A 23200-nucleotide genomic window follows, 5' to 3' on the forward strand; every position below is an offset into this window, starting at 1 on the left:
TATAACGAAATTCTCTAGACCACTTGCAGCAGTGAATGGTTATCGATTAGCTAGCAGCAATTATTGAAAATGAGAATATTTTGCCTTAGGGTTCTGTCTGTTTCGATAACCCCAATGAGCGTCTCATGCCATACCCACTAACCCCGCCGCCCCGCCTAACGGGCGAAGCACTGCATGCAGGCTATGACGCCCGACAGGTATTGAACGGTGTGGATATCGCTATTGCGGAAGGCAAACTCACGGTTCTCTTGGGGCCCAACGGAAGCGGTAAATCGACACTACTTAAAACCCTAGCCCGCACGCTTTCGCCGAGTAGCGGGCACGTATACTTGGATGGCAAAGATATCCATCGCAGCAATACGCGAGAGGTCGCAAAACGTCTGGGTATTCTTCCCCAAGGGCCAGTGGCGCCGGAGGGGCTGAGCGTAAGGCAATTAGTGGGAATGGGCCGCTTTCCACATCAAGGGTTATGGCAGAAAAATGCACAACAGGACGCCAATGCCATTCGTGAAGCGATGGCGTTTACCAACGTCACTGAGTTTGCCGAGCGCAGTGTGGATGCGCTTTCCGGTGGGCAGCGCCAACGCTGCTGGATCGCCATGGTGCTGGCACAACAAACCGACTTAATCCTGCTAGATGAACCCACGACCTTTTTGGATCTAAAGGTGCAGGTTGATTTGCTGGAACTACTCTCACGCCTGGCCCACGAGCACGGTCGAACCCTTCTATTAGTGCTCCACGACCTCAACCTGGCCGCCGCCTATGCTGACCATTTAGTAATGATGTGTGATGGCCAAATCGTCACCAGCGGCGCACCCACTGAGGTATTCACCGCTGCTAACCTTAAGCGCGTTTTTGACCTGGATGCCCACGTGATCCACGACTCTGAAAGCGGTATACCAATTTGTGTACCGCGAAAACGGCGTCAGCACGCTACTGAAAAAGAAGCGCTTATTCAGTAGCGATGTTTGCAGTTAGCCATGGTTGGTGATTTTACTGCAGGCACAAAAAAGCCCGGCGAGTCGCCGGGCTTAGGGCTTAGCATCGGATAATTGTCTTACCAGCTATATTTCACGCTGCCAATCACACTGCGGGATTCGCCGTAGTAGCACCAGTATTCACAGCTTGCTACGTACTCTTTATCGGTAAGGTTATTAACGTTGACCTGAGCTTCCCAGCCCTCGGCAAATTCGTAACCCACCATGGCATCCACCAGGGTATAGCTATCCACTTCTGTGTTATCTGCGACACTGGTATCAACGGTACTGCCCACATAACGCACGCCACCGCCCAGGGTAACGCCATTTAGCGCACCGCCGGTAAAGGCGTAATCCAACCAGGTGGAAGCTTGGTGACGCGGAATTAACGGCGCACGTTCATTTTCTTCCAAGCGCGAATCGTTGTAGGTGTATGCCGCTGTCACTCGAAGGTTATCGGTCACATAGCCAACACCTTCCAGCTCAAAACCCTGAGAGGTGCGCTCCCCTTCTTGTACCTGGAAGCCTGCCGGTGAGTTCACCAGCGTGTTGCTCTCTTGTAGATCAAAAACAGCGGCCGTTACATAGCCATCCCAGCCAAAGGGAGCCACCTTCACACCGGCTTCCCACTGCCGCCCTTCACGGGGGTCGTAAAGCTCGCCATCACTGTCAACGCGACCCACTGGGTCGAACGACTCGGTATAGCTGATATAGGGGTTAACACCGTTTTCACCCAGGTACATTGCGCCACCTGACCAAGATACCTGGTCATCGTCTGAACGCTGGGTCGTGCCCGCCGTCAGGTTGCTATTGTCCGTTTCGGCTTGGTCGTAACGCACACCACCCAGTAACACCCAACGGTCATCTATGCGCAGTTGGTTTTGGGCATATAAACCAGTTTGCTCTTTATCGATTTCCCGACTCACCAGATCATCTTGAGCAATCGGTGTGTAGTTACCATAAGCCGGGTCGAAAATATCGATCGGATCACCGAATGCGTAATCGTCCCCTTCCTGACCACTCAGGCTTAGGTTCTGGTAATCAACCCCTAGCAGCAGCGTATTCTCGGTACGATCACCGTACCAAGTACCCACCATGCGGTTATCGACAGTCCAGCTATCGATAGAGCCATCACGATATACCAACCCGCGTGAGGCGCGGCGATCATCCACCATAGACAGCGCATAGCTGCTGCGCAGCTCTAAATCTAACTCGCTGTAGCGTAAATCTTGCTCAAACGCCCAGGTGTCATTAATGTTATGTTGAAGCTCATAGCCCAGCCCCCATTGGGTACGTGTGTCCTTATCGTACCCTGGCTCGCTCAAATTGGTTTGCGGATCAATACGCCCGAAAGGTGTGTTTTGGACGGTGCCGTAGGGTAGCTTAAAACCGTTGACCGGTACGCCGTCATCCTTTTGCACACTGGCTAAAAAGGTGACGGTGGTGTCTTCGCTAAAATCAACCGCTAGGCTCGGCGCAAAGTAATAACGCTCGTTATCCGTCGCGTTTAAATCGCCATCGCGCTCTTTGTACATACCCACTAAGCGATAGCGTACATCGTCTGACTCACCCAGCGGCCCGCTGGTATCAATCCCTACTTGGCGATGGTTGCGGTTGCCAAGCTGCAAATTGACTTCCCCTTGGGGCGTTTCGGTAGGACGCTTGCTCACCGCATTGATCAAACCGCCAGGAGGCGCCTCACCGTAGAGAATCGATGACGGCCCTTTGAAGACTTCAATACGCTCCAACCCATAAGGCTCGGGTAGCCACTGATAAAACCCTTCACGGTAAATGCGCAGACCATCTTGATAGGTAGACTGATCAAAGCCACGCACCTTGAGCCAATCGGTGTTGTTATCACTACCATAGTGGCCAGAAAGCACGCCCGCACGGTAGCGGAACGTTTCATCTAGCTGCTGAACATTGCGGGTTTCCAGCTCTTCACGGTCAACACTTGAAACGGGACGCGGCGTTTCTACCAGCGGTGTATCCACCTTTAGCGCAGTGGCAGTCACTACCACAGTGTCGTTGGAAGTGACTTCATCTTGAGCAAGCACCGTGAGCGGAACAACGCTCAGCATGCCGCCTAGAGGTAGGATAAGTGAACGTCGCACAGCGACAGCGAGCGGTAAACGCGCGAAGGGCTTAGTGTTCCGGAGCATGAAGAGGGCCTCAAAGGTGATAAAAAGCGTATCTCTATTATAGTAAAGCGAATGATACGGATTTTTATTCACATCCACAATAAGCACGATGAGGCAAGACAGGGCTGTGGAACGGAATGTTTCACGGCAGGAGGGCTAAGGAACGCAGGCATAAAAAACGCCAAGTGTGCTTCTGTGAGAGGCATGGCGAATTTGTCATGAAATTGGTGGGCCTTGGAGGACTAAAACATACGAACAAGGGGCTATAAGCCGTGTAAATAGCGTGCCAAGAACTGCTTTTGATCGTTTTCTCAGTTACTTACTCACAACCTCACTGTATCAATTCGCCTTCATAATTCGCCTTCATACGTCGTTTTTGTTGACGTATTGTGGACATTATTTTTTCAAAACTCATTTAATTGAAAATATGCAATAATTATATCACCGCATTAGTTAGGGTTAAAAACTCATGTTCAGACCTTTTATTTCCGCTACATTTTCGTAAAAATCGAACCTTTTACTGGAACACTCTCTTAACTCACTATCAACAATTGACCTATATTTTCTATTCAAATCATGCTCTTCCATCACAAGAGCCACTTTATAACTTCGGTCAAAATAATCGTCAGAAAAAACCACCTCTTTTCCATTTTCGGCGTAATCACTTTTTAGTGATTCCATTTGTTCATTAGCTTCAGCTATAGCTCGCTTTTCAGAACCTACTAAATCTCTATAATACCTTGACTCAATTTCATTAAAATCAGGCCTTTCACATCTTAAATTCTCTATATTAACTGTAGCTAGACTCCTTAATTCATTTAAATATTCAGGGGGGTACCTATCTCCATTTGCGTTCCTATCTTCCATTTCATCAATTGTATTTAATATTGAAAGGTATAGATTTGGCCAATTTTCTGATACGTCACTTAAGTACTCAGTTACTGTAAAATCACTGATACTTCCAAAAGTACTGAGTGACCCAACGAGCTCAACAATTCCAATCTGCTGAATATCCGTTAAAACCAACTCCCATCGAGCAAGTTCAAGAGCATCAAGTTCAGTTTGCACCTGCTGTTGTATAGCTTCAATTCTATCTGAAGCTTCTCTCTCTCTAAGTTCAGCAATTTCAACTTCTTTTAACAGTACATCGCTGCGCTCTCGCTCTTCTTGTAAACTCAAATATGCTTCCCTGGCTTCTTCTTCTAATTCATTCCTTGTAGCTAAAAGGCCATTAATTTCACTTTCGTATGACGCTATATTTTCTTCAAGTTTTTCATTACGCAACGCAACTTCGTTCAACTCAAACCTTCTATCAGCCAAATCTGTCTCAATCCTTTTCAAATCAGCTTCCAACCGTACTTTATCTAACTCAACCTGTGCATTTTTTTCTTCTAATAATTGATGCTGAAAAACAGGTCTTACTGTATAAAAATAACCAAAAACGACAACTAAAAGGGTGCCTACCTGTGCGGTCGTGCTAAAAAAATCATTATAATTAAATTTTTCAGCATTACTACTGCTGCCTTTATAGTTTCTTTTTTTTAAATAAAAATTTAAATTATCTTTTTTACTCACTTAGTATCCCTAGAAAACAATATCTCTAATTTCAAACATATTTAAATAAATGGCTTTAAAAACATATGGTTATTCTTCTTTTTTGAACATTGCATTTATTTTAAACTTTTATCCACAATGCCTTCTTCCTGGATACCATCTATCCAAAACCCGTTGGGCTAATAGTTATCCGTCCCTGTTTGCTTCAACGTACAGCGCGCCCTCTCTATCTCAGGGCTTACTTGGCCGCACATGTAAAAACCAGCGAGGACCCACATTACTCATCTGCGATTAATTTTACTTGATACTATGGACAGAAAACCACCGATCATGTCCTCTAGTCAACAATAATGGCTTGGTATCGGTAGGCTGATAGCCTTAGCAGGGAATTTTCTGTATCGCAGACATGCAAAAAACCCGCCCGGCGTTTGAGGCCTGCGATCTTTGAATGAAGACAATGAAGGAGAGAGCAAATGCAGAAATGGTGGGCCCAGTAGGACTTGAACCTACGACCAAGGGATTATGAGTCCCCTGCTCTAACCAACTGAGCTATAGGCCCGAAAAGCGTGCATATCATAGCGAATGTGGCAGAGTGAGGCTACCCCCTTTGCGCTATCTTGATGTCATTACGGCACTTTATGTGGATTGGGCAGTCTGGTGAGTAGTTCTTTATGCGGAGACGCGTTGTGAAAGCATTGATTGCTCTATTTCCCCTATTGTTGGCAGTGCCAGCTTTCGCTGACTGGCAGCTTGACCCTGCCCAGTCCCAGGTGCAGGCGTCGATTACTCAGTTGAACGGCGAAGCACCGCAAACTCATCACCACCAAGTACGTGATCTCCAGGGTGATATCTCCAGCGATGGTACGCTTCGACTGCCGTTAAAACTTAGCCAAACGGACGTGCTTGAACGTTTTGGCGAGCTGCCTCCGTGGATAGGTTTGTTGGCGAACACCACTTTAGTGACGCTGGTGGCGCAGATGCCACCCGAGCGGTTGGACAGCTTAGATATTGGTGAATCACTGGTGGAGACGCTGGAGTTTCGCGTTCAGTCCGACATGATAAACCAGCAGGAATCCGTGCCGCTGCGGTTTACCCGCGAAGGTTTGAATGAGATACGCGTGACCCACGCAGAGCCCATGGCGATGGATGGCAGAGCGCTGATGGCCAACAGCACGGTGCGTACCGTGTTGTCGATGCTGGGCTATCAGGAGATTGACGAGCATGTACCCGTCACCCTCAATGCGCTTTTAGTTAACCGTTAAAGATTAGCCCCTGAGTACTTCTACATCACCCGCCTGGGCTTCGCCGGTTTGTACTCGCCACTGGGCGGCGTAGTGGCCGTTAGCTTTTAATAGGCTTGTGTGGCTGCCGCGCTCAGCCACTTGGCCTTTCTCTATCACTACGATCTCATCGGCATGCACGATGGTAGAGAGCCGGTGAGCAATCATAATCACTGTGCGGCCATGGGCAATACGCTTGAGCGAGCGCTGAATGGCCGCTTCGGTTTCGTTGTCCACTGCGCTAGTGGCTTCATCCAGCACCAAAATAGGCGGGTCTTTCAGCAGCGCCCTGGCTAGAGAAAGCCTTTGGCGCTGGCCGCCGGAAAGCCGCACGCCCCGCTCCCCCACTGGCGTGTCCAGCCCTTTGGGCAACGTCTCGATAAAGCTCCACGCTTCGGCCGTTTTGGCGGCATCGATAATCGCCGCTTCGTCCGCATCAGGTTTGCCGTAGACGATATTGTCGCGAATGCTGCCTTCAAATAGATACACGTCCTGGCTGACCAGGCCAATCGACTGGCGTAGCGAGTTCATGCTGACGTCGGTTATCGGTTGCCCGTCGATAAGCACCCGCCCACTTTCCGGGTCGTAAAAACGCAGTAGCAGTTTGATCAAGGTGGATTTCCCCGATCCCGTCGCCCCCACCAGCGCTAAGGTATTGCCCGCAGGCACGTGCAGGTGAATGCCATCGACCCCGACAAGGCTGGTCGCGTAGTGAAAACTCACATTATCAATCGTTACTTCGCCACGTACTGGCTGGGTAAGCGGTGTCGTGCTGTCATCTTTGACCGTAATCGGCACTTCGAGCAGGTCAAGAATGCGACGCGTGCTCGCCATGGCACGCTCAAACAGGTCAATCACCTGGGCCAGGCCGGTGAGCGGCCAGAGCAGTCGCTGAGTTAAAAACACCAGCACGCCGTAAGCGCCTACGTTCAGGTTGCCGTTGAGCGCCATCATGCCGCCAACGGTAAAGGTGGCGAGAAAGCCTGCCAAAATCGCCATGCGGATGACCGGAATAAACGCGGAGCTAACCTTAATCGCTCGTCGGTTGGCCTCTACATAGGCTTCGCTGGCATCGCGCAGGCGCTCGGCTTCGCGGTCTTCGCTGGTAAAGCTTTTAATCGTGGCGATGCCGCTGAGGTTATTGGTTAACCGGCTGGCCAAATCACCGACATTTTCACGCACATCGCTGTACAGCGGCCCGGCTTTACGCTGGAAGAAGAACGCCCCCCAGATAATCAGCGGAATCGGTGTGAACGCCAGCAGCGCTATCAGCGGCGAAAGCACGAAGAACACCGCGCCCACGGCTACCACGGTGACCACCACCTGAATCAGCGCGTTGGCTCCGCCATCCAGAAAGCGCTCAAGCTGGTTCACATCATCGTTCATGGTCGCTACAAGCTGGCCGGAGCTTTTCGACTCAAAGAACGCCATATCCAGCCGCTGGGCGTGCTCGTAGGTATCCTGACGCATATCCGCCTGCAGCCGCTGGGCTAAGTTGCGCCATAAAATCTGGAACAAGTACTCAAACAGTGACTCCCCTGCCCAGATAAAGAACGTCAGCACCGCCAGCATCGTGATCTGCTGTTGGGGCGTTTCAAACCCCAAACTTGCCACAAAGCTCTGCTCTTGATTCACCACCACATCGATGGCGACACCAATCAATATCTCTGGGGCAATATCAAACAGCTTGTTGATAACTGAACAGGTAGTGGCGGCAATAATGCGTCGCCGATAGCCCTTGGCGTAGCGCAGTAGCCGCACCAAAGCTTGAAAACTGTGCGCAGGAGAGGACACAAGTATTCCTTTCTAAGTTTGTTGTTGGCTTAATCTATTGGCTAAGCACTAGCTAACCGCCGATGAGCGCCGCACATTTGCAAGCAGCGGGCTGCCGGTATCAGGGTCGGTTAATAGTGTGCACTCTACTTGATAAAGCGTGCGTACTAAATCTTGAGTGACCACGGTAGCGGGCGGCCCTTCCGCCACAATCTGCCCTTCGCGCATGGCGATTAAGTGATCCGCGTAGCGGCAGGCGCTGGCGAGGTCGTGCAGTACCATGACCACGGTGCGACCGTGATGGGCAAGGTGCTGAACCAATTCGAACACTTCAATCTGATGACCAAGATCCAGTGCCGAAGTGGGTTCATCCAGCAACAGTAGCGGGGTTTGTTGAGCGATGGTCATGGCGATCCAGGCGCGTTGCCGCTGCCCACCGGAAAGCGCGTCAATTGGCCGATCGGCGAGTTGCTCAAGCCCTGCTGCGGCCAGCGCGTGCTGGACGACTCGCTGGTCCTCCGCTGACCACTGGCGGAGCCACCCTTGATGGGGCTGGCGGCCAAAGCGAATTAGCTCGGTCACGGTTAAGCCTTCAGGCGCAACGGCCTCTTGAGGCAATAGCGCCAGCTGCGTCGCCAACTGGCGGGTAGGCAGGCGCTGAATATCGGCACCGTCCAGCAACACCGTTCCGCTATCAGGTTTATGCAGGCGCGCAAGCCCGGCCAGTAGCGTCGATTTTCCGCAGCCGTTGGGGCCCACAATGGCGGTGACTTGGCCGCTGGGTAGGGTAATATCCAAGCCATCAATCACCTGCCGAGCGCCATAACTCATGCCCAGTGATTGGGTCGCCAGCGAAGGCATTGATAAGGGGATTGATGTCGACGGGGAGTGGCTCATGTGTAGCTCCGTTGCGGACGCATTAATATCCAAAGTAGCCAGGGGCCACCCACCACTGCAGTGACAATACCCACCGGAATCTCGATGGGAGCGAGCAGCGTGCGCCCGGCTAAATCAGCGAGCACCATCACTAACGCACCCGCCATCGTTGCCGCCATGATAGGTACCCCCCGTGAACTCGACAGCGACCGGGCAATTTCGGGGCCAATTAGCCCCACCATACCTACTGGCCCGGCAACAGCGACCGCCAACCCCGTCAGCGCAACCGACAGCAGCAGCACTTCCAGCCGGCGTCGTTTGACGTTAACCCCCAAACCGCTGGCGGTGGCATCTTTAAAACGTAGCAGCGTTAGTGAACGTGCCAGCGCCAGCGCGATTGCCAGCCCTAACGCTAACCCGAGCATTAGGAGCTGTAGCGCGCCACTAGGTCGGGCATTAAGCGAGCCGACCGTCCAGGGGTAGGCGGCGTTGGCGGTATCAATCGCCACCCGAGCAAGGAGCAGCTGCGTCACCGCACCAAATACCGCGCCAACGCCAATCCCCGCAACGATAAAACGGTAGCCCTGGGTGCCACTACCCGCCGCTAAACCAAAGGTAAGCACTGCCGCCGTGGTCGCGCCTGCCAATGCCATGGCGGGCGGTGCAATTGAAACACCTATCCCTACGATGGATGCCACGGCAAACGCCGTTGCGCCATTATCAATGCCGATAATACCCGGCGTCGCTAGGCGATTGCGGGCTAACGTTTGCATCAAAATGCCTGCCAGTGCGAAGGCAGCTCCGGTGAAGCAAGCGGCAGCCAACCGTGGCAAGCGTAGTTCTTGCACCACAAAGGCTGCCATCATATTAGCGTTGCCCACCAGCGCTTGTAACACCGCCGTCGGGGCGACCTTAACGCTGCCCAGACTTAGATAAATAACGCTGGCGACGAGCAACGCGCCGAATAGACCCAGATTGACCACCACCGCACGCTGTTCAAACAGTACGCTGTTCGCACCCTGTTGATGGCGCCAGGCGAATCGCCAATACCCTTGAGGCGGCGAGACTGTGTCGTTGTCACCCGAAGCCGCTCGGGTTGTATAAGAGAAAGGCATAGAGGTGGATTTAATTGATGTGGTTTTCATGAACCAGCTCATAACATCGGTAAGCGGCGCGCACGCACGACCGCTATCAATACAGGTGCACCGCATAGCGCAGTGAGTACGCCCAGCGGTAACTCTGAAGGGGCGACCACAACACGCGAAATGATATCGGCGGCTAACACGATCAGTGGCCCAATGGGCAGACAAAACAGCAGCGTGCGGCGAATATCAGGCCCGGCAAAGGCCCGTGCAACAAACGGCACCACCAGCCCGACAAAGGCGATTGGCCCGGCGATAGCAGTGGCCGCGCCAACCAATAGCGCCACACAGGCCACGACCAGCCAGCGAATAAGGTTAGGGTGGTGACCTAATCCCGACGCAACCCGCTCACCTAAGGCCAGCGCGGCTAATGGCCGGGCGGTCAATATGACGACCACAGCCGCAACCAACATGCTAGGCAGCACCGCTAGCAAGTCGTCTAAGCGGCGGCCTGCCAAACTGCCAATCACCCAGAAACGAATTTCATCCGCGGCGCGCTGATCATAAAGCAGTATCAATGAGGTGAGTGAGGCCAGCAGCCCAGAAAACGCAGCCCCGGCGAGCACCAACCGGATAGGGTCATTGCCTACGCCACGAAAGCGCGCCACGCTCAATACACATACGCAGCCCACCAACGCACCTAGCTGCGCCACTGAAATACGCAAGGTAGCGGCACTGGCGCCGAGCACTAGCGCCAGCGCCACGGCAAAGGCAGCTCCTGCGCTAACGCCTAAAAGCCCCGGCTCAGCCAGCGGGTTGCGGGCCACCGCTTGCAACAGCGCCCCCGCCACCCCTAACGCCATCCCCACCACGATGCCGATTAACGTTCGCGGTGCGCGCAGCTCCCACACGATAAAATGCGCTTCGCTATCCTGGGCACCGAAAAGTAGCGCCAACACCCGACCGGGGCCAACACTTCCCGCGCCAATCAGTAGGCTAACGAGGCTCACCGCCATTAAGGCGGTGAGGAGTAGCAGTATCAGCGTACGCGGATGGGTACGGAGGTTAGTCGTTGCAGAAGATGGAACTGTCACGGCAATAGCGCCGCCTCTATATCATCAAGGATTGCTTGCGCGGCCAGCGGTCCGTTGGCGCTGGTCCATAGCTGGCCGTCTACCGGGACCACTCGCTCTTGCTGCACGACATTAAGCCGCGTAAAGGCACTGCTCTGTTTGGCCGCCTCCAACGCTGCTTGGCCGTCTTCGTTTAGCGTTGCCAGGAACAGCCAGCCACCGTCCACTTGTGAGAGGTTTTCCAAGCTAAGCACATCGCTATGCACGCCCCGCTCACCCACCAATCCGCCGTCCTGAACATCCAAGCCGGCTTGGGCTAAAAGTCCTGCTGAGAAGAGGTTTTGCGACATGACCATTGGGCCACCGGGCATCCAGCGAACCAAAAACGTACTGCCACCAACGCCTGCGGCCTCCACTGCCTCGGCCACTTCTGCAGCGCGCTGTTCCACGTCCTCAATGGCCTCTGCAATCGCCTCTTGTCGATTAAGCGCTTCACCGTAAAGGCGGGCTTCGTCTTTCCAGTTATCCGGTGCAAGTGGCTGGGTCGGTGGCACCACGGTGGGCGCAATACGTGACAGCAGTTGGTACTGCTCATCAGACAGCTGGGCGGGCGCCAGAATTAGATCCGGTTGCTGCGCCAACACGGCTTCGATGTTGATCTCGCGCACCACGCCCATGATAGCGGGGCGATTTTCGCCAAGATGCGCTTCAATGTAGCCCGCCACGTTATCGCCACCACGGGTGGTAACGGCACCTAGCGGGTTAACGCCTGCCGCCACGGCGGCATCCAACGCACCTTCGTACAGCGTTACAACGCGCTCCGGGGTTCCCTCAACGTTTACTTCTCCAAAAGCGGTTTCCAATGTACGGGCTTGCGCGGTAGCTGACCCTAAAACAGTGACGATCAAGGCACACAATAGCGTGCTGGCAATGTTGAGACGCCAGCTCCTAGTGTGAATCGAGGTATGGCTGCCCATTTTTGATGTCGTTTTAACCCACATAGCTTTCTCTCAAGACAAAACATTGGCATAGATAGTAACGATTCTCAAAAGCGCCTGCACTATTATTCAATAGAATCTTGCGTTCCACTTCTTGCAACCCATCGACCGTTTATACGTTTCATTTTATGCAACAAAACGTTCCTCAATTTTGCATCGCAAATAGGAACTTTTCTTTTTAGACTCTCAGCCCTATTTGATAATAAATATCATTAGCAATCGAAAATTATTACCAAGGGGTCCTTCATGCAAGACTTTACTCGTCGCACTTTAACCAGTGCCATTGCACTAGCCGCTTTCTCTTCGGGTGCTTATGCGCAAGAAACCGCTCAGTTAGACAACATGGTGGTATCTGCCAGTGGCTTTGAGCAAGCCATGGTAGACGCCCCGGCCAGCATCTCGGTGATCTCACGTGAGGAGCTTGAGCGCACGCGTGTCACTAGCATTGCCGATGCCCTGCGCGATATTGAAGGCGTCGATGTAGGTGGCCAAGTGGGTAAAACGGGTGGCAGTAATATCAGCATCCGCGGTATGCCGAGCGACTACACATTGATACTGATCGACGGACGCCGTCAGAATGCGGCGGGCAGCGTTACGCCTAACGGCTTTGGCGAAACCTCGACCAGCTTCTTCCCCCCCGTATCCAGCATCGAGCGCATTGAGGTTATTCGTGGGCCGATGTCGACGCTTTATGGCTCCGATGCCATGGGCGGTGTCATCAACATTATTACCCGCCGTGTTGGCCGTGAATGGACGAGCTCGGTGGGCATCGAGAATACCTTTAACCAGGATCGTGACTTTGGCGACCGCCGGGAAATCAACCTCTATACCAGTGGCCCAATAGTGGCAGACACACTGGGTCTTCAACTACGTGGACGCTTCTATGAGCGCGACGCCTCCGAGCTTGTCTATAGCGACGAGAACGGTGACCCGATTGAAGTAAGCCAGCGCGGCCCCAGCCCGGTGGAGGGCGATATTTACAACCTGGGCGGCAAGCTGACCTGGACGCCTAATGACAACAATGATCTCTGGATGGATGGTGAGGTCAATCGACAGCGCTATAACAACGATGAATGCCAGCTAGGCACGCTTGACGGACGCACTCGTAGCTGCGACCCGGAACCAGGCGAAGCATTTGGCTACTCTGACGAACTGCGCTTTGAGCGTGAACAAGTCGCGATTGGTCACACGGGGCGTTTTGCATCAGGCACGTTGGAAACGAGCCTAATGCGCAACACTACCGAAACCAAAGGGCGCACCATGCCAGGTGCAATCGGTGAAGCTTACGACGGTTTTCCAGGCATTGTCGGTGGCGACCCGCGCGAACTCGAGACCACGAATACGGTACTCGATAGCAAGTTCATCATGCCGTTAGACAATCATATGACCACGGTTGGAATGCAGTGGTGGGATGCGGAACTCGATGACGGCCTTGCAGGGGAAACTTTCGAGCAAACCACTTGGTCGCTATTTGCTGAAGACGAGTGGCTGCTACAAGACGATTTAGCCCTTACCTTAGGCGGTCGCTATGACCACCATGATGCTTTTGGCAGCCAGTTCAGCCCACGCGGCTACTTGGTTTGGAATACTACCCCGGAGTGGACGCTAAAAGGCGGTGTTAGCCGCGGCTATAAGACCCCAACGCTTAATGCGCTGCACGCTGGCATTAATGGTGTCACCGGACAGGGTACCGTGCTGACCATCGGTAACCCTGACTTGGAGCCGGAAACCAGCACCAGCAGCGAGATCGGCGCTCACTACGATAATCAACAGGGTTTCACCGCCAGCGCGACGCTGTTCTACAATCAGTTTGACGACAAGATCGCCAGTGGCAACGATATCTTGATCGAAAACGATCCGCTGATTCCCGACGGTCTGTATGGCCAAGATATCAATATTGATGAAGCCATCACCCAGGGCATCGAGCTAGCCGCGAGCTATCAGTTCAATCCCGATTGGCGTTTGAATGCCAATTACACCTATACCGATAGTGAACAGCAAAGCGGCGAAAATGAAGGCGATCCGCTTACCGATACCCCAGAGCACGCGGTCAATGCCACGCTGCGCTGGCAAACCACTGCGAAACTGGATACATGGCTCTCAGCGGAATACCGCAGCGAGCGCTACCGTAATCGCGAAAGCGTTCGGGGCGCCCCTTCCTATGATGATTTAGGTGATTTTAAAGCCTACTCGCTGTTTCACCTGGGCGGTAATTACGCGGTGACCGATAGCCTTAACCTCAGCGCCACGATCTACAACCTGTTTGATAAAGACTTTGTTGATTACCGCGCCTATGGCGATGGCACTAGCTTTGGCAATGTATACGCCAATAGTGAGGAAGGCCGCCGCCTGTGGCTGTCCGCCCGTTACGAGTTTTAATCGGTTTCAGCTCGCTACTGTTTCAATGCTGATTTCCGCCCCGGCCATGCGCCGGGGCTTTTTTGTTTATTAATGTGCACTTTTCTTAGCCAAAAAAGCGGCTATCGCTGGATAGCCGCTGCAGTGCGCTGATTGCTTGAACGTAATATCTAGAACGCGACGTTAAGGCCTAGCCAAACCCGGCGGCCATCTTTCACATAGCCGTACTCGTCGTAATCGATCGCTTCGTCGAACAGGTTGTAGATGCCTGCGTTGAGCTGCGTTGTTTCATTTAGCTGATAGCCAACGCCTGCATCTACAAAGGTGTAGGAAGGTGCCACGATAGCGCTTTGTGAGGGGCCGGTATTGGGCTGGCTCTCTTCACCGCGGTAGGTCACTTTGGTCCACTGGCGCAGCTTGGGCGAGACTTGCCAATCTAGCGTGGCCGATACCTGATGGCGCGGCAGCTGTGTGAGCGGCTCGCCTGCGTACTCACCGCTTTTCTGCTCACTGTCGGTAAAGGTGTAGCTGGCTGTTAGTTCAACCGCCTCGCTTAGCGGCGCCGCTACGCTTGCCTCTACCCCTTGAGTGACCGCTTCATCAATGTTGATGCGATAAGGAGGATCGCTGCCGAACTGGTTGGGCTCATCGGCACACACACCTTCGGGGCAGGCAATACGGGTGATTTTATCTTTAAAGTCATTATGGAACAGTGTGATACCGCCACTTAGCCCGGCGTCATTGGCATACAGCAGCGCCAGTTCCTTATTGAGCGAGGTTTCTGGTTCTAAATCCGGGTTACCGTAAACGTCACCGCCTCGGCTGATTTGCCCCCAGTCAGCAGTGGCTTCGCGCAGGTTAGGCGAACGGAAGCCGGTGGAAACTCCGCCTTTTAACGTCCAGTCCGGCGTCATGTTCCACACGCTATAGAGCCGCGGGCTGATGTGACTACCGTAATTCTCGGCATCGTCTAACCGCATGCCGCCGGTCAACGCCCAAGTGTCGGTCAGCAGCCACTCATCTTCTGCAAACAGAGCCCACTGCTGCTGCTCTACGTGGGTACGATCAGATATCTGGTTGGTTTGGTAATCGTCCAGCGACTCCTCTTCGTAACTCGCACCCAGAGTGAGCATGTGCGCGCCTAGCGGCATCACCAGGCTGGTTTTAGCGGTGGTGTTGGTGATCTCAATTTCCCGCGATGGGTTTTCGCTGGTTTCCCGCTGGACAAAGCTTTCGCTGGTGCCAATATCAAAGCGGCCGCTATGGGTCAGAGCAACATGCCGGTTAGTATAATCGTTGAAGCTATCCGTGCAGCCACCTCGGCAGCCTTCTGAGGGCGCCGAGTTACCCATTAGCGATTGTCGCTCCTGCTCGGTAATCCCGGCTTCAGCGGTAAAGTCGTGGTTATCCGAGGCGGCAAGACTGAACCGTGCCGTCAGGCTTTGCAGGCTTTTATCTTCGTAACCGTTAATGATGTTGTCTTCGTCGCGCCGTGAGGTACGACCATAGAGTTGGAGACCTAACCGATCATCTATTAATGGCCCACTCAGATAAAAATTGGCTTGGCGGCTGTCACCAGAATCATTGCTCTCTTGCAGTACCGTGTCGAGCTGGACATTACCGTGCCACTCCTGGGCAACTTTGCGGGTAATCACGTTAATCACACCGCCAATGGCATCGGAGCCGTAGAGCGTCGACATTGGCCCACGCACCACTTCAATACGCTCGATTGCCTGCAATGGCGGCAGCCAATCCTGTTCAAAACCGGCGCTACCATTGGGCCGAGACTCACGAGAATTTTGCGGGCGCCCATCCACCAGTATCAACGTGTATTGGGAGGGCATGCCGCGGATAGAGATATCGTGGCCGTTATCCCCCGCGCCGCCACCGGTCACGATCACACCGGGCACATGGCGCAGCGCATCGGTAACATCTTGATAGTGGCCCCTTTCCAATTCCTCGCGTGAAATCACACTAATAGACGCTGGCGCATCCGAAACTGACTGTTCAAAGCCGGAGGCAGTCACCACCATATCATCTAGCCGTGGCGCTTCTTGTGCCCATAGGGTGCCGCTGAAAAGAGTAGAGATAGCACTTGCCAGCAGCGTTCGGCGCAAACAGGGAGACATAGAAAAGTCCTTCATGTAAGTGAGCAATTTCCCCACAAATGGGAATTATTAGCATTTGTATTTTTGCACACTCTTTACATAATGAGGTGAGACAGTGCGTTCAGCTAAGCGGAACACAAATGCCTATTATTTTCATTCTCACCAAACAGTGGCACAATTAAGCCTCACCCTTTGCCCGTGGGCCTGACCATGTATGACTTTGACGAACTCACCGCTTTTGCCGATGTAATGACCACGGGCAGCTTGACCCGCAGCGCGCAAACGCTCGGTTTAGCCAAATCGACCCTAAGCCGACGCATCAGCCAACTGGAAGCTCGGCTTAACCAGCCGCTGCTAAGACGCCAAGCCAACCGCTTAATCCCCACGGAAGCTGGGCTGCTGTTTCACAACTACTGCACTGAGCTTTTGGCGATGGCAGCCCATAGCCAGGAGGCGCTGGCGGAGCTGCGAGAGGAGATCAGCGGTGAAATAACCCTTGAGGTACACGGTGCCTTAGCGCGTAGTTGGTTAGCTAGCGCCATTGATGCCTTCTTGAACCGGCACCCCAAGGTAGAACTAACACTACACACTCGTGAAACGCCGCCGACTAAAATGCACAGTAATAGCGTGCATGTTTGGTTGGGGCCAACGCATGAGTGCGGGCTTAATCAGGAGCGCTTGGGGTATTTAACCCGTGGTTTATATGCCAGCCCCCGCTATTTAGAAAGGGCTGGTATGCCAAAGCACCCCGAAGAACTTAATCAGCATGCATGGATAGACCTGTTGAACTCAGCGCCAAATGGGCTACTGCTCTCACATCCTGAACACGGCGAGTACACCTTTAACCCGCCCCGCTCACGGTTAAGGGTGGATCTCACCGCCCTGCATATTGATGCCATCGCGCGTAGCCAGGGCATTGGCCTACTCGCTCACTGGCTAACCGCCAAACGTGAACAGCATCATCCGGGCGAGCTGATTAACTGCCTGCGTGACTGGGAGCCAGCCCCTTTACCGATCACGCTGCTTTACGCTTATGGCCACCAGTCACGCCGAACTCACGCCCTGTTGGAGTTTTTGCGCAGCCAAGTGCCCGCCCAGTGGCGTACGTCCACCGCCGCTGCATAGACCCATTAAGTGTTTACCTTGCCAGTTAGCCCGCTTATTAACGACAATAGGCGCTTAATTATTGCCAAGGACAGTCAATGCTTGCCGAACTTTTTGCCGTCATGGCGCCCGTACTTGCCGGTGCAGGGCTTGGCTATTTATGGGTACGCTTAGGCCACCCTTACCCGGTCGACTTCATTACCCGTCTGGTATTTAACATCGGAACACCGTCACTGGTATTAGCGTCCCTGGCAGGCGCCGACATTGATGCCACCACCTTTGGCCAGACAATGCTGGCCGCCGCGTTGGTGATTCTCACCATGGGGGCCGCGACCTTTCTGGTCGCGAAACTGTTGCGCCGCAGCTGGCGGGTGTTAATTGCTCCCATGATGTACCCTAATACCGGCAACATGGGCTTACCGGTGGTGCTTTACGCTTTTGGCAGTGCAGGCTTTGCCTATGGCATCACGGTGATGGTTACCGTCTCGTTATTTCAATTCACCCTGGGCGCTGTCCTTAATAGCCAAGGTAATCCACTCAAAACCCTCGTTAAAACACCCACCGTTTACGCCATTCTTATTTCTATGGCGCTGTTGCTGACCGGCACCTCGCTACCGCCCTGGTTGGCGAACACAGTAGATTTAATGTCCGGTTTCACAGTACCGCTAATGCTGATTACGCTGGGCGTCTCACTGGCCAGCATCAAGGTCAAAAACCTGCGTTCGGGGCTAGGGTTTAGCTTAGTGCGCATCCCTCTTGCTGCGGTAGCCGCTTGGTTGATCGCTGGCTGGGTGGGCCTTCCCCCCCTCGCACAAAGCATTTTAGTGGTGCAGATGTGTATGCCCGTGGCGGTATTTAACTATCTATTTGCGCAACGCGCTCAGCGCGAACCTGTCTATGTTGCCAGCCTGGTGTTCTGCTCAACGCTGCTAGCGTTGGTTTATATACCGGTGCTGCTCGCCATACTCATGTAAGCCCGCTTCTTTCAATAACGCCGTTTAAGCACTCTTAGCGGAACCCCGACGTGAGTGAAGAGTCACTGCTAGACTGTTATTAATAACGGGTACTAATGATAACGGGCATTAACATCACAGAGGGCACGCTATGCATTATACCAATAAGAGTCACTCTACCCGCCACTGGCTCGCGCCGGGGATTCGAGTAGCGGGGATTAGCGGGTTGATACTGGCGGCTACGATGAACAACGCGAACGCAGAAGTGATTCAGGCGTCGCTTGAAACTGAGCATTTAACCCTTTCTATTGAGCGTATCGCCGAGGGTTTCGAACACCCCTGGGCGGTTGCGTTTTTACCCGATGGGCGCTCGCTGGTCAGTGAACGCAGCGGGCAACTGACGCTTGTTGACCCCGAAAGTGGCGAAACACGCTCCCTGGAAGGCATGCCAGACGTCAGCACGCAAGGCCAAGGCGGCCTGTTAGATATCGTTTTGCACCCTGATTTCAAAGGTGGCAATGGCGCGGGTGACAACGACTGGATTTATTTCACCTGGAGCAAGCCCGATGGCAATAACACGCGTTCGGCGCTATCACGCGTACAATGGCTGGGCGACGAACTGGGTGAGGTAGAACACTTATTTGAACAGGATCGCGCCTCTGGGCCTGGCCGCCATTATGGCTCGCGACTCGCTTGGCTACCTGATGGCACGTTGCTAATGAGCATTGGCGACCGCGGTAGCGAGCCGCCTCGCGCCCAAGCAAGCGATGATCACGCTGGCTCAACATTGCGCCTTACCGCCACCGGCGGCGTGCCTGATGACAACCCTTTTGTAGACGACGACGCCACACTGGACGAAATCTATACCATGGGTAACCGCAATATTCAGGGCATGACCGTGTTGAGTAACGGCCAAGCTTGGGTATCCGAGCACGGCCCGCGAACCGGCGACGAGCTTAACCATATCGAAGCAGGCAATAACTATGGCTGGCCAGAGGTCAGCCAGGGCAATGACTACGCCACCAATGAACCGATTGGCGAAGACTCACTGCCCGGCATGGTGAACCCGGTATATGTGTTTGAAGGCCGCTTTGCACCCGCCGGGCTTGCAGAAGTGACTAGCGACGCGTTTGACGAGTGGAAAGGTAATTTATTGGCTGGCGGTCTCGGCAGTGAAAAGCTACTTCGCTTGCGCTTAGAGAATGGTAACGTAGCCGAAGAGGAGCTGATTCTTAACGGGGACATTGGTCGTATTCGTGATGTTCGCCAAGGTCCGGACGATGCCATCTATCTGCTTACCGATGCCCCTCAGGGTGGTCTTTATCGCTTGGCGCCAACGAATCAGTAACGCCTCACGCATTTGCTGATACTAAAATGTATTAACACCACTATGGGCGCCGCATGCGACTACGCAATTTAATAATTTTAACGGTAATTGTGCCGCTTTTCGTCGTCCTAGTGGTGTTTAGCTTAGTCGCCATTAAATCGCTTGAGGATAACGTACGCTCAAAGCTACAAACGGAAGTAGAGATTATTACCCGCACGCTGAGCTCTTCGCTGAGTTACGCGGTCACGCCGGACAGCAGCACCCCGCTCGAAGAAGCGCTACAATCGGCGTTCTCGTTCCACCGCATTTATGGCGCCTATGTATTCGATACCGACGGGCGCGACATTTACGGTCTAGGCCTTGGCAAAGACATTTTCAGCCGGGAAGAAATTCAGCAAGTCATTGAGCGCGATGATTTATATAGCAACTATCGACAGCACGATGGCTGGAATTACTACTCTGCGTTGCCCCCCCTGCGCTCACAAGATGGCACTGTGTATGGCGTGCTGCAGGTTAACCGGCTCAATAGCTATACTGGCTTTATTAGCATTGTGGCCGTGTTGGTATTTGTGGTCGGCGCTGCAGGGATTGTATTTAGTATTTGGTGGGGGTTTCGCCGCCATATCGAGCGCCCGCTTAATCGGCTACTGCACGTAATGCTACTGGTGGAAGATGGTGACCGCAGCCAGCGCGCCACCGAAGACGGCCCTACCGAATATCGCCGCCTCGCCTCTGGGTTAAATGGCATGCTGGACGCGATGGCAGAGAAAGACCAAGAAATCGAAGACCGCCAGCGGCGTGAAATAGAGCTTGAAAAGCGTCTACGCAAATCGAAAAAACTAGCCGAACTAGGCGTTCTTGCAGCGGGGGTAGCCCACGAAATAGGTGCACCGCTAACGGTAATCAATGGTCAAGCTCAACGCCTGGCTCGCCGCGATGTGATTGGTGATGACGAGCGAGCAAGGCTCGGGCGTATTCGCGGCGAAGTGGAGCGCATCGTTGAAATTGTGCGTCAATTGATGGAATTAGGCCGTCAACATAACGTAGAGAAAGGCGAGTTAGCACTCGATCAGCTTATTATAAGTGCCAGCGATTTGGTTGAAGAGGAGCTTGAACCACGCAACATTCGTCTAGACATTGAATTACCGTCACCGACACCCAACTTAATCGCCAATGGTCAGCAGCTTATTCAGGTGCTGACCAATTTACTCAGAAATGCGGCGCAAGCGCCCGAAGTAAGCCGCATCAGGGTACGAGCCCAACAGCAAGAACACGAATTAATACTGTGGGTAGAAGATGATGGCCCGGGCATACCCAACTCCCATCATCATAAAGTGTTCGATCCATTTTTTACCACCAAACCCGTCGGCAAAGGCAGTGGTTTGGGGCTCTCTATGGTGCATCGCATTATTAACGACCACGGCGGCACGATCGGCGTGTTTGACAGCGTCCTTGGTGGCGCTGGTTTTGAAATTACACTACCCCTTAGTGAAACCGCATCCGCGTGAGGACAACGTTTGTGACCCATCAGGAACACCTTTTACCTTTATTGGTGGTGGAAGATGACGCCGCTATACGTGAGTTATTAGAGGAAGAACTGCAGGATGCAGGCTATACCACGCTGGGCGTCCCTAGCGCTGAAGAAGCTATTGCCTTATTGAGCCACACCACCGTCTCGCTGGTAATTACCGACGTACGTTTGCCGGGTATGACAGGCATACAGTTACTTCAGCAACTCCGCCAAGCGGGCAGTGAGTTGGGCATTATCGTGATTACCGCCTTTGGTACCATTGATCAGGCGGTCGAGGCATTAAAGCTCGGCGCTGACGATTTTTTAACCAAACCACTCGATTTGGATGCTATTCGGGAAGCCGTTTTTCGTGTGCTTGAACGGCAGCGTTTAGCCGTTTCTCATGATTCAGAGATCAGTCACTTCCATGGCATTGTGGGTAAAAGCCAGGTCATGCAGGCGCTGTTTCATGACGCCTCCCGCCTTGCCAAGAGCGACGCTCCCATACTGATATTAGGTGAAAGCGGCACGGGTAAAGAGCTACTTGCTCGCGCCATTCATCAGGAAAGCCCGCGTAACGACCAGCCCTTCGTACCGGTTAACTGCGCGAGCATTCCCGCCGATTTGATGGAAAGTGAGTTCTTTGGCCATGTAAAAGGCGCTTTTACCGGCGCTAGCGAAGCGCGCAAAGGGCTATTTCAAAGCGCCCAGGGCGGCAGCCTGTTCTTAGATGAAATTGGTGAGATGCCGATTAATCTGCAGGCTAAATTATTGCGTGCCCTGCAGGAGAAAACCGTGCGCCCAGTGGGTGGCGAGCGCGAAGAGCCGGTGGATGTGCGTATCATTGCTGCGACCCATCGCAATCTAGAAAAAGAGATAGAGCAAGGTAACTTCCGTAGCGACCTTTTTTACCGGTTGGAAACTTTTTCGCTTCGCATTCCGCCGCTGCGTGAGCGCGGCACCGATATCGAGCACCTTGTTTTTGCCCTTATCGATAAGCACTCTGAGGCACAGGGCAAGCAGATTGAGCAAATCGAACCCGAAGCACTCAATAATTTGCTCAATTACGCCTACCCCGGCAACGTTCGCGAATTGGAAAACGCCATTATGCGCGGCGTTACGCTGAGCGAAGATGGCTCGCTAAGCCACAAGGATTTACCCGAGCGCCTGCGGGAGCAATCAACGGTTGAAGCCGGCACACCTATAGTGCCTTCCGTCAGTGGCGAACTGCTCGCGGGAGGCCAACTGCCAGTCCCGCCGCCGATTCGCTGGCCCAGCTTGGAAGAAGTCGAAAAACGCTATATTAACAAAGTCTTGGAAGCCACAGGTGGCAATAAGCGGCGCACGGCAGAGGTGCTGGGCATCGCGCGCAGAACACTCTACCGCCGCCTTGAAGATAATGAAGAGTAATTGACGCGACCCTGCTAGCTGATTAAACAGGATTAAAAAAACCCCCGCGGGCGCGGGGGCGAAAAGGATGGCAAACCGTGTGGAGCAGCCGCAGGGAACAGACAGCTGATGCGATTTACCATCGTAGGGAGCGGTACACTAACAATTACTAATGACTAGCCATTACTGATTACTGGTTTCCTCATCATCGTCATCTGGGGTGGCATCTGTATCTTCACTGTCGCCCGGCATCGGGTCAGTGCCTTCACCGAAACCCGCTTCATCTTCTTCGGGGTTCATTGTCCCCGTGGCGGGTTCATCCATTGTGTCTTCAGGCATGTTCTCTTCTGACATGCTCTCTTCAGACATAGGCGCTTCAGATTCAGCGCCTGTACTTTGCGTCATAGATCCTTCTGAACCTGAATCCTGTTCCATTGCAGGCTCTTCACTCATGCTCGGCTCAGGCTCAGTGGTGGCATCTTGCTCCAACGGAGACGGCTCTTCCGTGGGTGTCGCCGGCTCTTCATTATCGCCGCAACCAGCCAATACGATGACACTTGCTGCGGTTGCCATCATGCACAGCGTTAACCAACGTGGGCGCTTGGTAGCTTGCTGACTTTCAATTTGGTCATGTTGATTATCCATAATACCCACCTCCATTGATGAGACCGTTAATCTCTACTCTGCAACATGCAAT

The 23200-nt window shown here is 53.3% G+C and carries 17 protein-coding genes and 1 tRNA gene; 8 read left to right on the top strand and 10 right to left on the bottom strand.

Annotated elements, in window-relative coordinates; translation table 11 throughout:
* Window positions 1–125 precede the first annotated feature (125 nt).
* Window positions 126–962 carry an ABC transporter ATP-binding protein gene (locus Q3Y66_RS14395; RefSeq protein WP_008958153.1) on the top strand — a complete coding sequence of 279 codons (837 nt, stop codon included), beginning with the start codon at window positions 126–128 and terminating at the stop codon, window positions 960–962.
* Window positions 963–1057: 95 nt separating this feature from the next.
* Here the strand turns inward: Q3Y66_RS14395 and Q3Y66_RS14400 are convergent, their stop codons facing one another.
* From Q3Y66_RS14400 to Q3Y66_RS14410, 3 genes are all read right to left on the bottom strand, one after another.
* Window positions 1058–3139: a TonB-dependent siderophore receptor gene (locus Q3Y66_RS14400; RefSeq protein ID WP_139041555.1), complete on the bottom strand. Its 2082-nt coding sequence runs from the start codon at window positions 3137–3139 to the stop codon at window positions 1058–1060.
* A 438-nt stretch (window positions 3140–3577) separates the two neighbouring features.
* Window positions 3578–4693: a hypothetical protein gene (locus Q3Y66_RS14405; protein WP_008958155.1), complete on the bottom strand. Its 1116-nt coding sequence runs from the start codon at window positions 4691–4693 to the stop codon at window positions 3578–3580.
* Window positions 4694–5154: 461 nt separating this feature from the next.
* Window positions 5155–5231, bottom strand: a tRNA-Ile gene (locus Q3Y66_RS14410).
* Between the two features lie 127 nt (window positions 5232–5358).
* Here Q3Y66_RS14410 and Q3Y66_RS14415 point away from each other — a divergent pair.
* A complete protein-coding gene (locus Q3Y66_RS14415; protein ID WP_008958156.1) occupies window positions 5359–5934 on the top strand; it encodes a hypothetical protein in 576 nt (191 codons plus the stop codon).
* Window positions 5935–5937: 3 nt separating this feature from the next.
* On the opposite strand, the gene Q3Y66_RS14420 is transcribed toward Q3Y66_RS14415, so the two are convergent.
* From Q3Y66_RS14420 to Q3Y66_RS14440, 5 genes are all read right to left on the bottom strand, one after another.
* Window positions 5938–7746, bottom strand: a complete 1809-nt coding sequence (locus Q3Y66_RS14420; RefSeq protein ID WP_008958157.1) for an ABC transporter ATP-binding protein — start codon at window positions 7744–7746, stop codon at window positions 5938–5940.
* Between the two features lie 48 nt (window positions 7747–7794).
* Window positions 7795–8622: an ABC transporter ATP-binding protein gene (locus Q3Y66_RS14425; protein WP_008958158.1), complete on the bottom strand. Its 828-nt coding sequence runs from the start codon at window positions 8620–8622 to the stop codon at window positions 7795–7797.
* Window positions 8619–9716, bottom strand: coding sequence for an iron chelate uptake ABC transporter family permease subunit (locus Q3Y66_RS14430; protein WP_050805303.1), 1098 nt, complete (start codon window positions 9714–9716; stop codon window positions 8619–8621). The genes Q3Y66_RS14425 and Q3Y66_RS14430 overlap by 4 nt, the downstream gene beginning before the upstream one ends.
* 38 nt (window positions 9717–9754) lie before the next feature.
* A complete protein-coding gene (locus tag Q3Y66_RS14435; RefSeq protein ID WP_232774508.1) occupies window positions 9755–10699 on the bottom strand; it encodes an iron ABC transporter permease in 945 nt (314 codons plus the stop codon).
* Window positions 10700–10773: 74 nt separating this feature from the next.
* The gene (locus Q3Y66_RS14440; RefSeq protein ID WP_139041557.1) at window positions 10774–11757 is read right to left on the bottom strand and encodes an ABC transporter substrate-binding protein; all 984 of its coding nucleotides are present in this window, start codon (window positions 11755–11757) and stop codon (window positions 10774–10776) included.
* Window positions 11758–12000: 243 nt separating this feature from the next.
* Here Q3Y66_RS14440 and Q3Y66_RS14445 point away from each other — a divergent pair, with 243 nt between their 5' ends.
* Window positions 12001–14133 (top strand): TonB-dependent receptor, encoded by a 2133-nt coding sequence (locus tag Q3Y66_RS14445; RefSeq protein WP_008958162.1) that lies wholly within the window; start codon window positions 12001–12003, stop codon window positions 14131–14133.
* 149 nt (window positions 14134–14282) lie between these two features.
* Here the strand turns inward: Q3Y66_RS14445 and Q3Y66_RS14450 are convergent, their stop codons facing one another.
* Window positions 14283–16241, bottom strand: a complete 1959-nt coding sequence (locus tag Q3Y66_RS14450; protein WP_008958163.1) for a ligand-gated channel protein — start codon at window positions 16239–16241, stop codon at window positions 14283–14285.
* Window positions 16242–16430: 189 nt separating this feature from the next.
* Between Q3Y66_RS14450 and Q3Y66_RS14455 the strand changes: the two genes are divergently transcribed.
* From Q3Y66_RS14455 to Q3Y66_RS14475, 5 genes are all read left to right on the top strand, one after another.
* Window positions 16431–17345 carry a LysR family transcriptional regulator gene (locus tag Q3Y66_RS14455; RefSeq protein ID WP_008958164.1) on the top strand — a complete coding sequence of 305 codons (915 nt, stop codon included), beginning with the start codon at window positions 16431–16433 and terminating at the stop codon, window positions 17343–17345.
* 77 nt (window positions 17346–17422) lie between these two features.
* Window positions 17423–18298, top strand: a complete 876-nt coding sequence (locus Q3Y66_RS14460) for an AEC family transporter (RefSeq protein ID WP_008958165.1) — start codon at window positions 17423–17425, stop codon at window positions 18296–18298.
* A 130-nt stretch (window positions 18299–18428) separates the two neighbouring features.
* The gene (locus tag Q3Y66_RS14465) at window positions 18429–19625 is read left to right on the top strand and encodes a PQQ-dependent sugar dehydrogenase (protein ID WP_008958166.1); all 1197 of its coding nucleotides are present in this window, start codon (window positions 18429–18431) and stop codon (window positions 19623–19625) included.
* Between the two features lie 53 nt (window positions 19626–19678).
* Window positions 19679–21112, top strand: a complete 1434-nt coding sequence (locus Q3Y66_RS14470; protein WP_008958167.1) for a HAMP domain-containing sensor histidine kinase — start codon at window positions 19679–19681, stop codon at window positions 21110–21112.
* 11 nt (window positions 21113–21123) lie between these two features.
* Window positions 21124–22524 carry a sigma-54 dependent transcriptional regulator gene (locus Q3Y66_RS14475; protein WP_008958168.1) on the top strand — a complete coding sequence of 467 codons (1401 nt, stop codon included), beginning with the start codon at window positions 21124–21126 and terminating at the stop codon, window positions 22522–22524.
* A 162-nt stretch (window positions 22525–22686) separates the two neighbouring features.
* Here Q3Y66_RS14475 and Q3Y66_RS14480 read toward each other — a convergent pair whose 3' ends face one another.
* Window positions 22687–23148, bottom strand: a complete 462-nt coding sequence (locus Q3Y66_RS14480; protein WP_008958169.1) for a hypothetical protein — start codon at window positions 23146–23148, stop codon at window positions 22687–22689.
* Window positions 23149–23200 lie beyond the last annotated feature (52 nt).

It is taken from the genome of Halomonas sp. HAL1 (assembly GCF_030544485.1).
In the GTDB taxonomy this organism is placed as follows: domain Bacteria; phylum Pseudomonadota; class Gammaproteobacteria; order Pseudomonadales; family Halomonadaceae; genus Vreelandella; species Vreelandella arctica.

Coding starts and splice junctions, on each gene's coding strand:
- Q3Y66_RS14395 (WP_008958153.1), top strand. CDS start 126: ATGCCATACCCACTAACCCCGCCGCCCCGCCTAACGGGCGAAGCACTG.
- Q3Y66_RS14400 (WP_139041555.1), bottom strand. CDS start 3,139: ATGCTCCGGAACACTAAGCCCTTCGCGCGTTTACCGCTCGCTGTCGCT.
- Q3Y66_RS14425 (WP_008958158.1), bottom strand. CDS start 8,622: ATGAGCCACTCCCCGTCGACATCAATCCCCTTATCAATGCCTTCGCTG.
- Q3Y66_RS14430 (WP_050805303.1), bottom strand. CDS start 9,716: ATGCCTTTCTCTTATACAACCCGAGCGGCTTCGGGTGACAACGACACA.
- Q3Y66_RS14435 (WP_232774508.1), bottom strand. CDS start 10,699: ATGGCGGTGAGCCTCGTTAGCCTACTGATTGGCGCGGGAAGTGTTGGC.
- Q3Y66_RS14440 (WP_139041557.1), bottom strand. CDS start 11,757: ATGTGGGTTAAAACGACATCAAAAATGGGCAGCCATACCTCGATTCAC.
- Q3Y66_RS14445 (WP_008958162.1), top strand. CDS start 12,001: ATGCAAGACTTTACTCGTCGCACTTTAACCAGTGCCATTGCACTAGCC.
- Q3Y66_RS14450 (WP_008958163.1), bottom strand. CDS start 16,241: ATGTCTCCCTGTTTGCGCCGAACGCTGCTGGCAAGTGCTATCTCTACT.
- Q3Y66_RS14455 (WP_008958164.1), top strand. CDS start 16,431: ATGTATGACTTTGACGAACTCACCGCTTTTGCCGATGTAATGACCACG.
- Q3Y66_RS14460 (WP_008958165.1), top strand. CDS start 17,423: ATGCTTGCCGAACTTTTTGCCGTCATGGCGCCCGTACTTGCCGGTGCA.
- Q3Y66_RS14465 (WP_008958166.1), top strand. CDS start 18,429: ATGCATTATACCAATAAGAGTCACTCTACCCGCCACTGGCTCGCGCCG.
- Q3Y66_RS14470 (WP_008958167.1), top strand. CDS start 19,679: ATGCGACTACGCAATTTAATAATTTTAACGGTAATTGTGCCGCTTTTC.
- Q3Y66_RS14480 (WP_008958169.1), bottom strand. CDS start 23,148: ATGGATAATCAACATGACCAAATTGAAAGTCAGCAAGCTACCAAGCGC.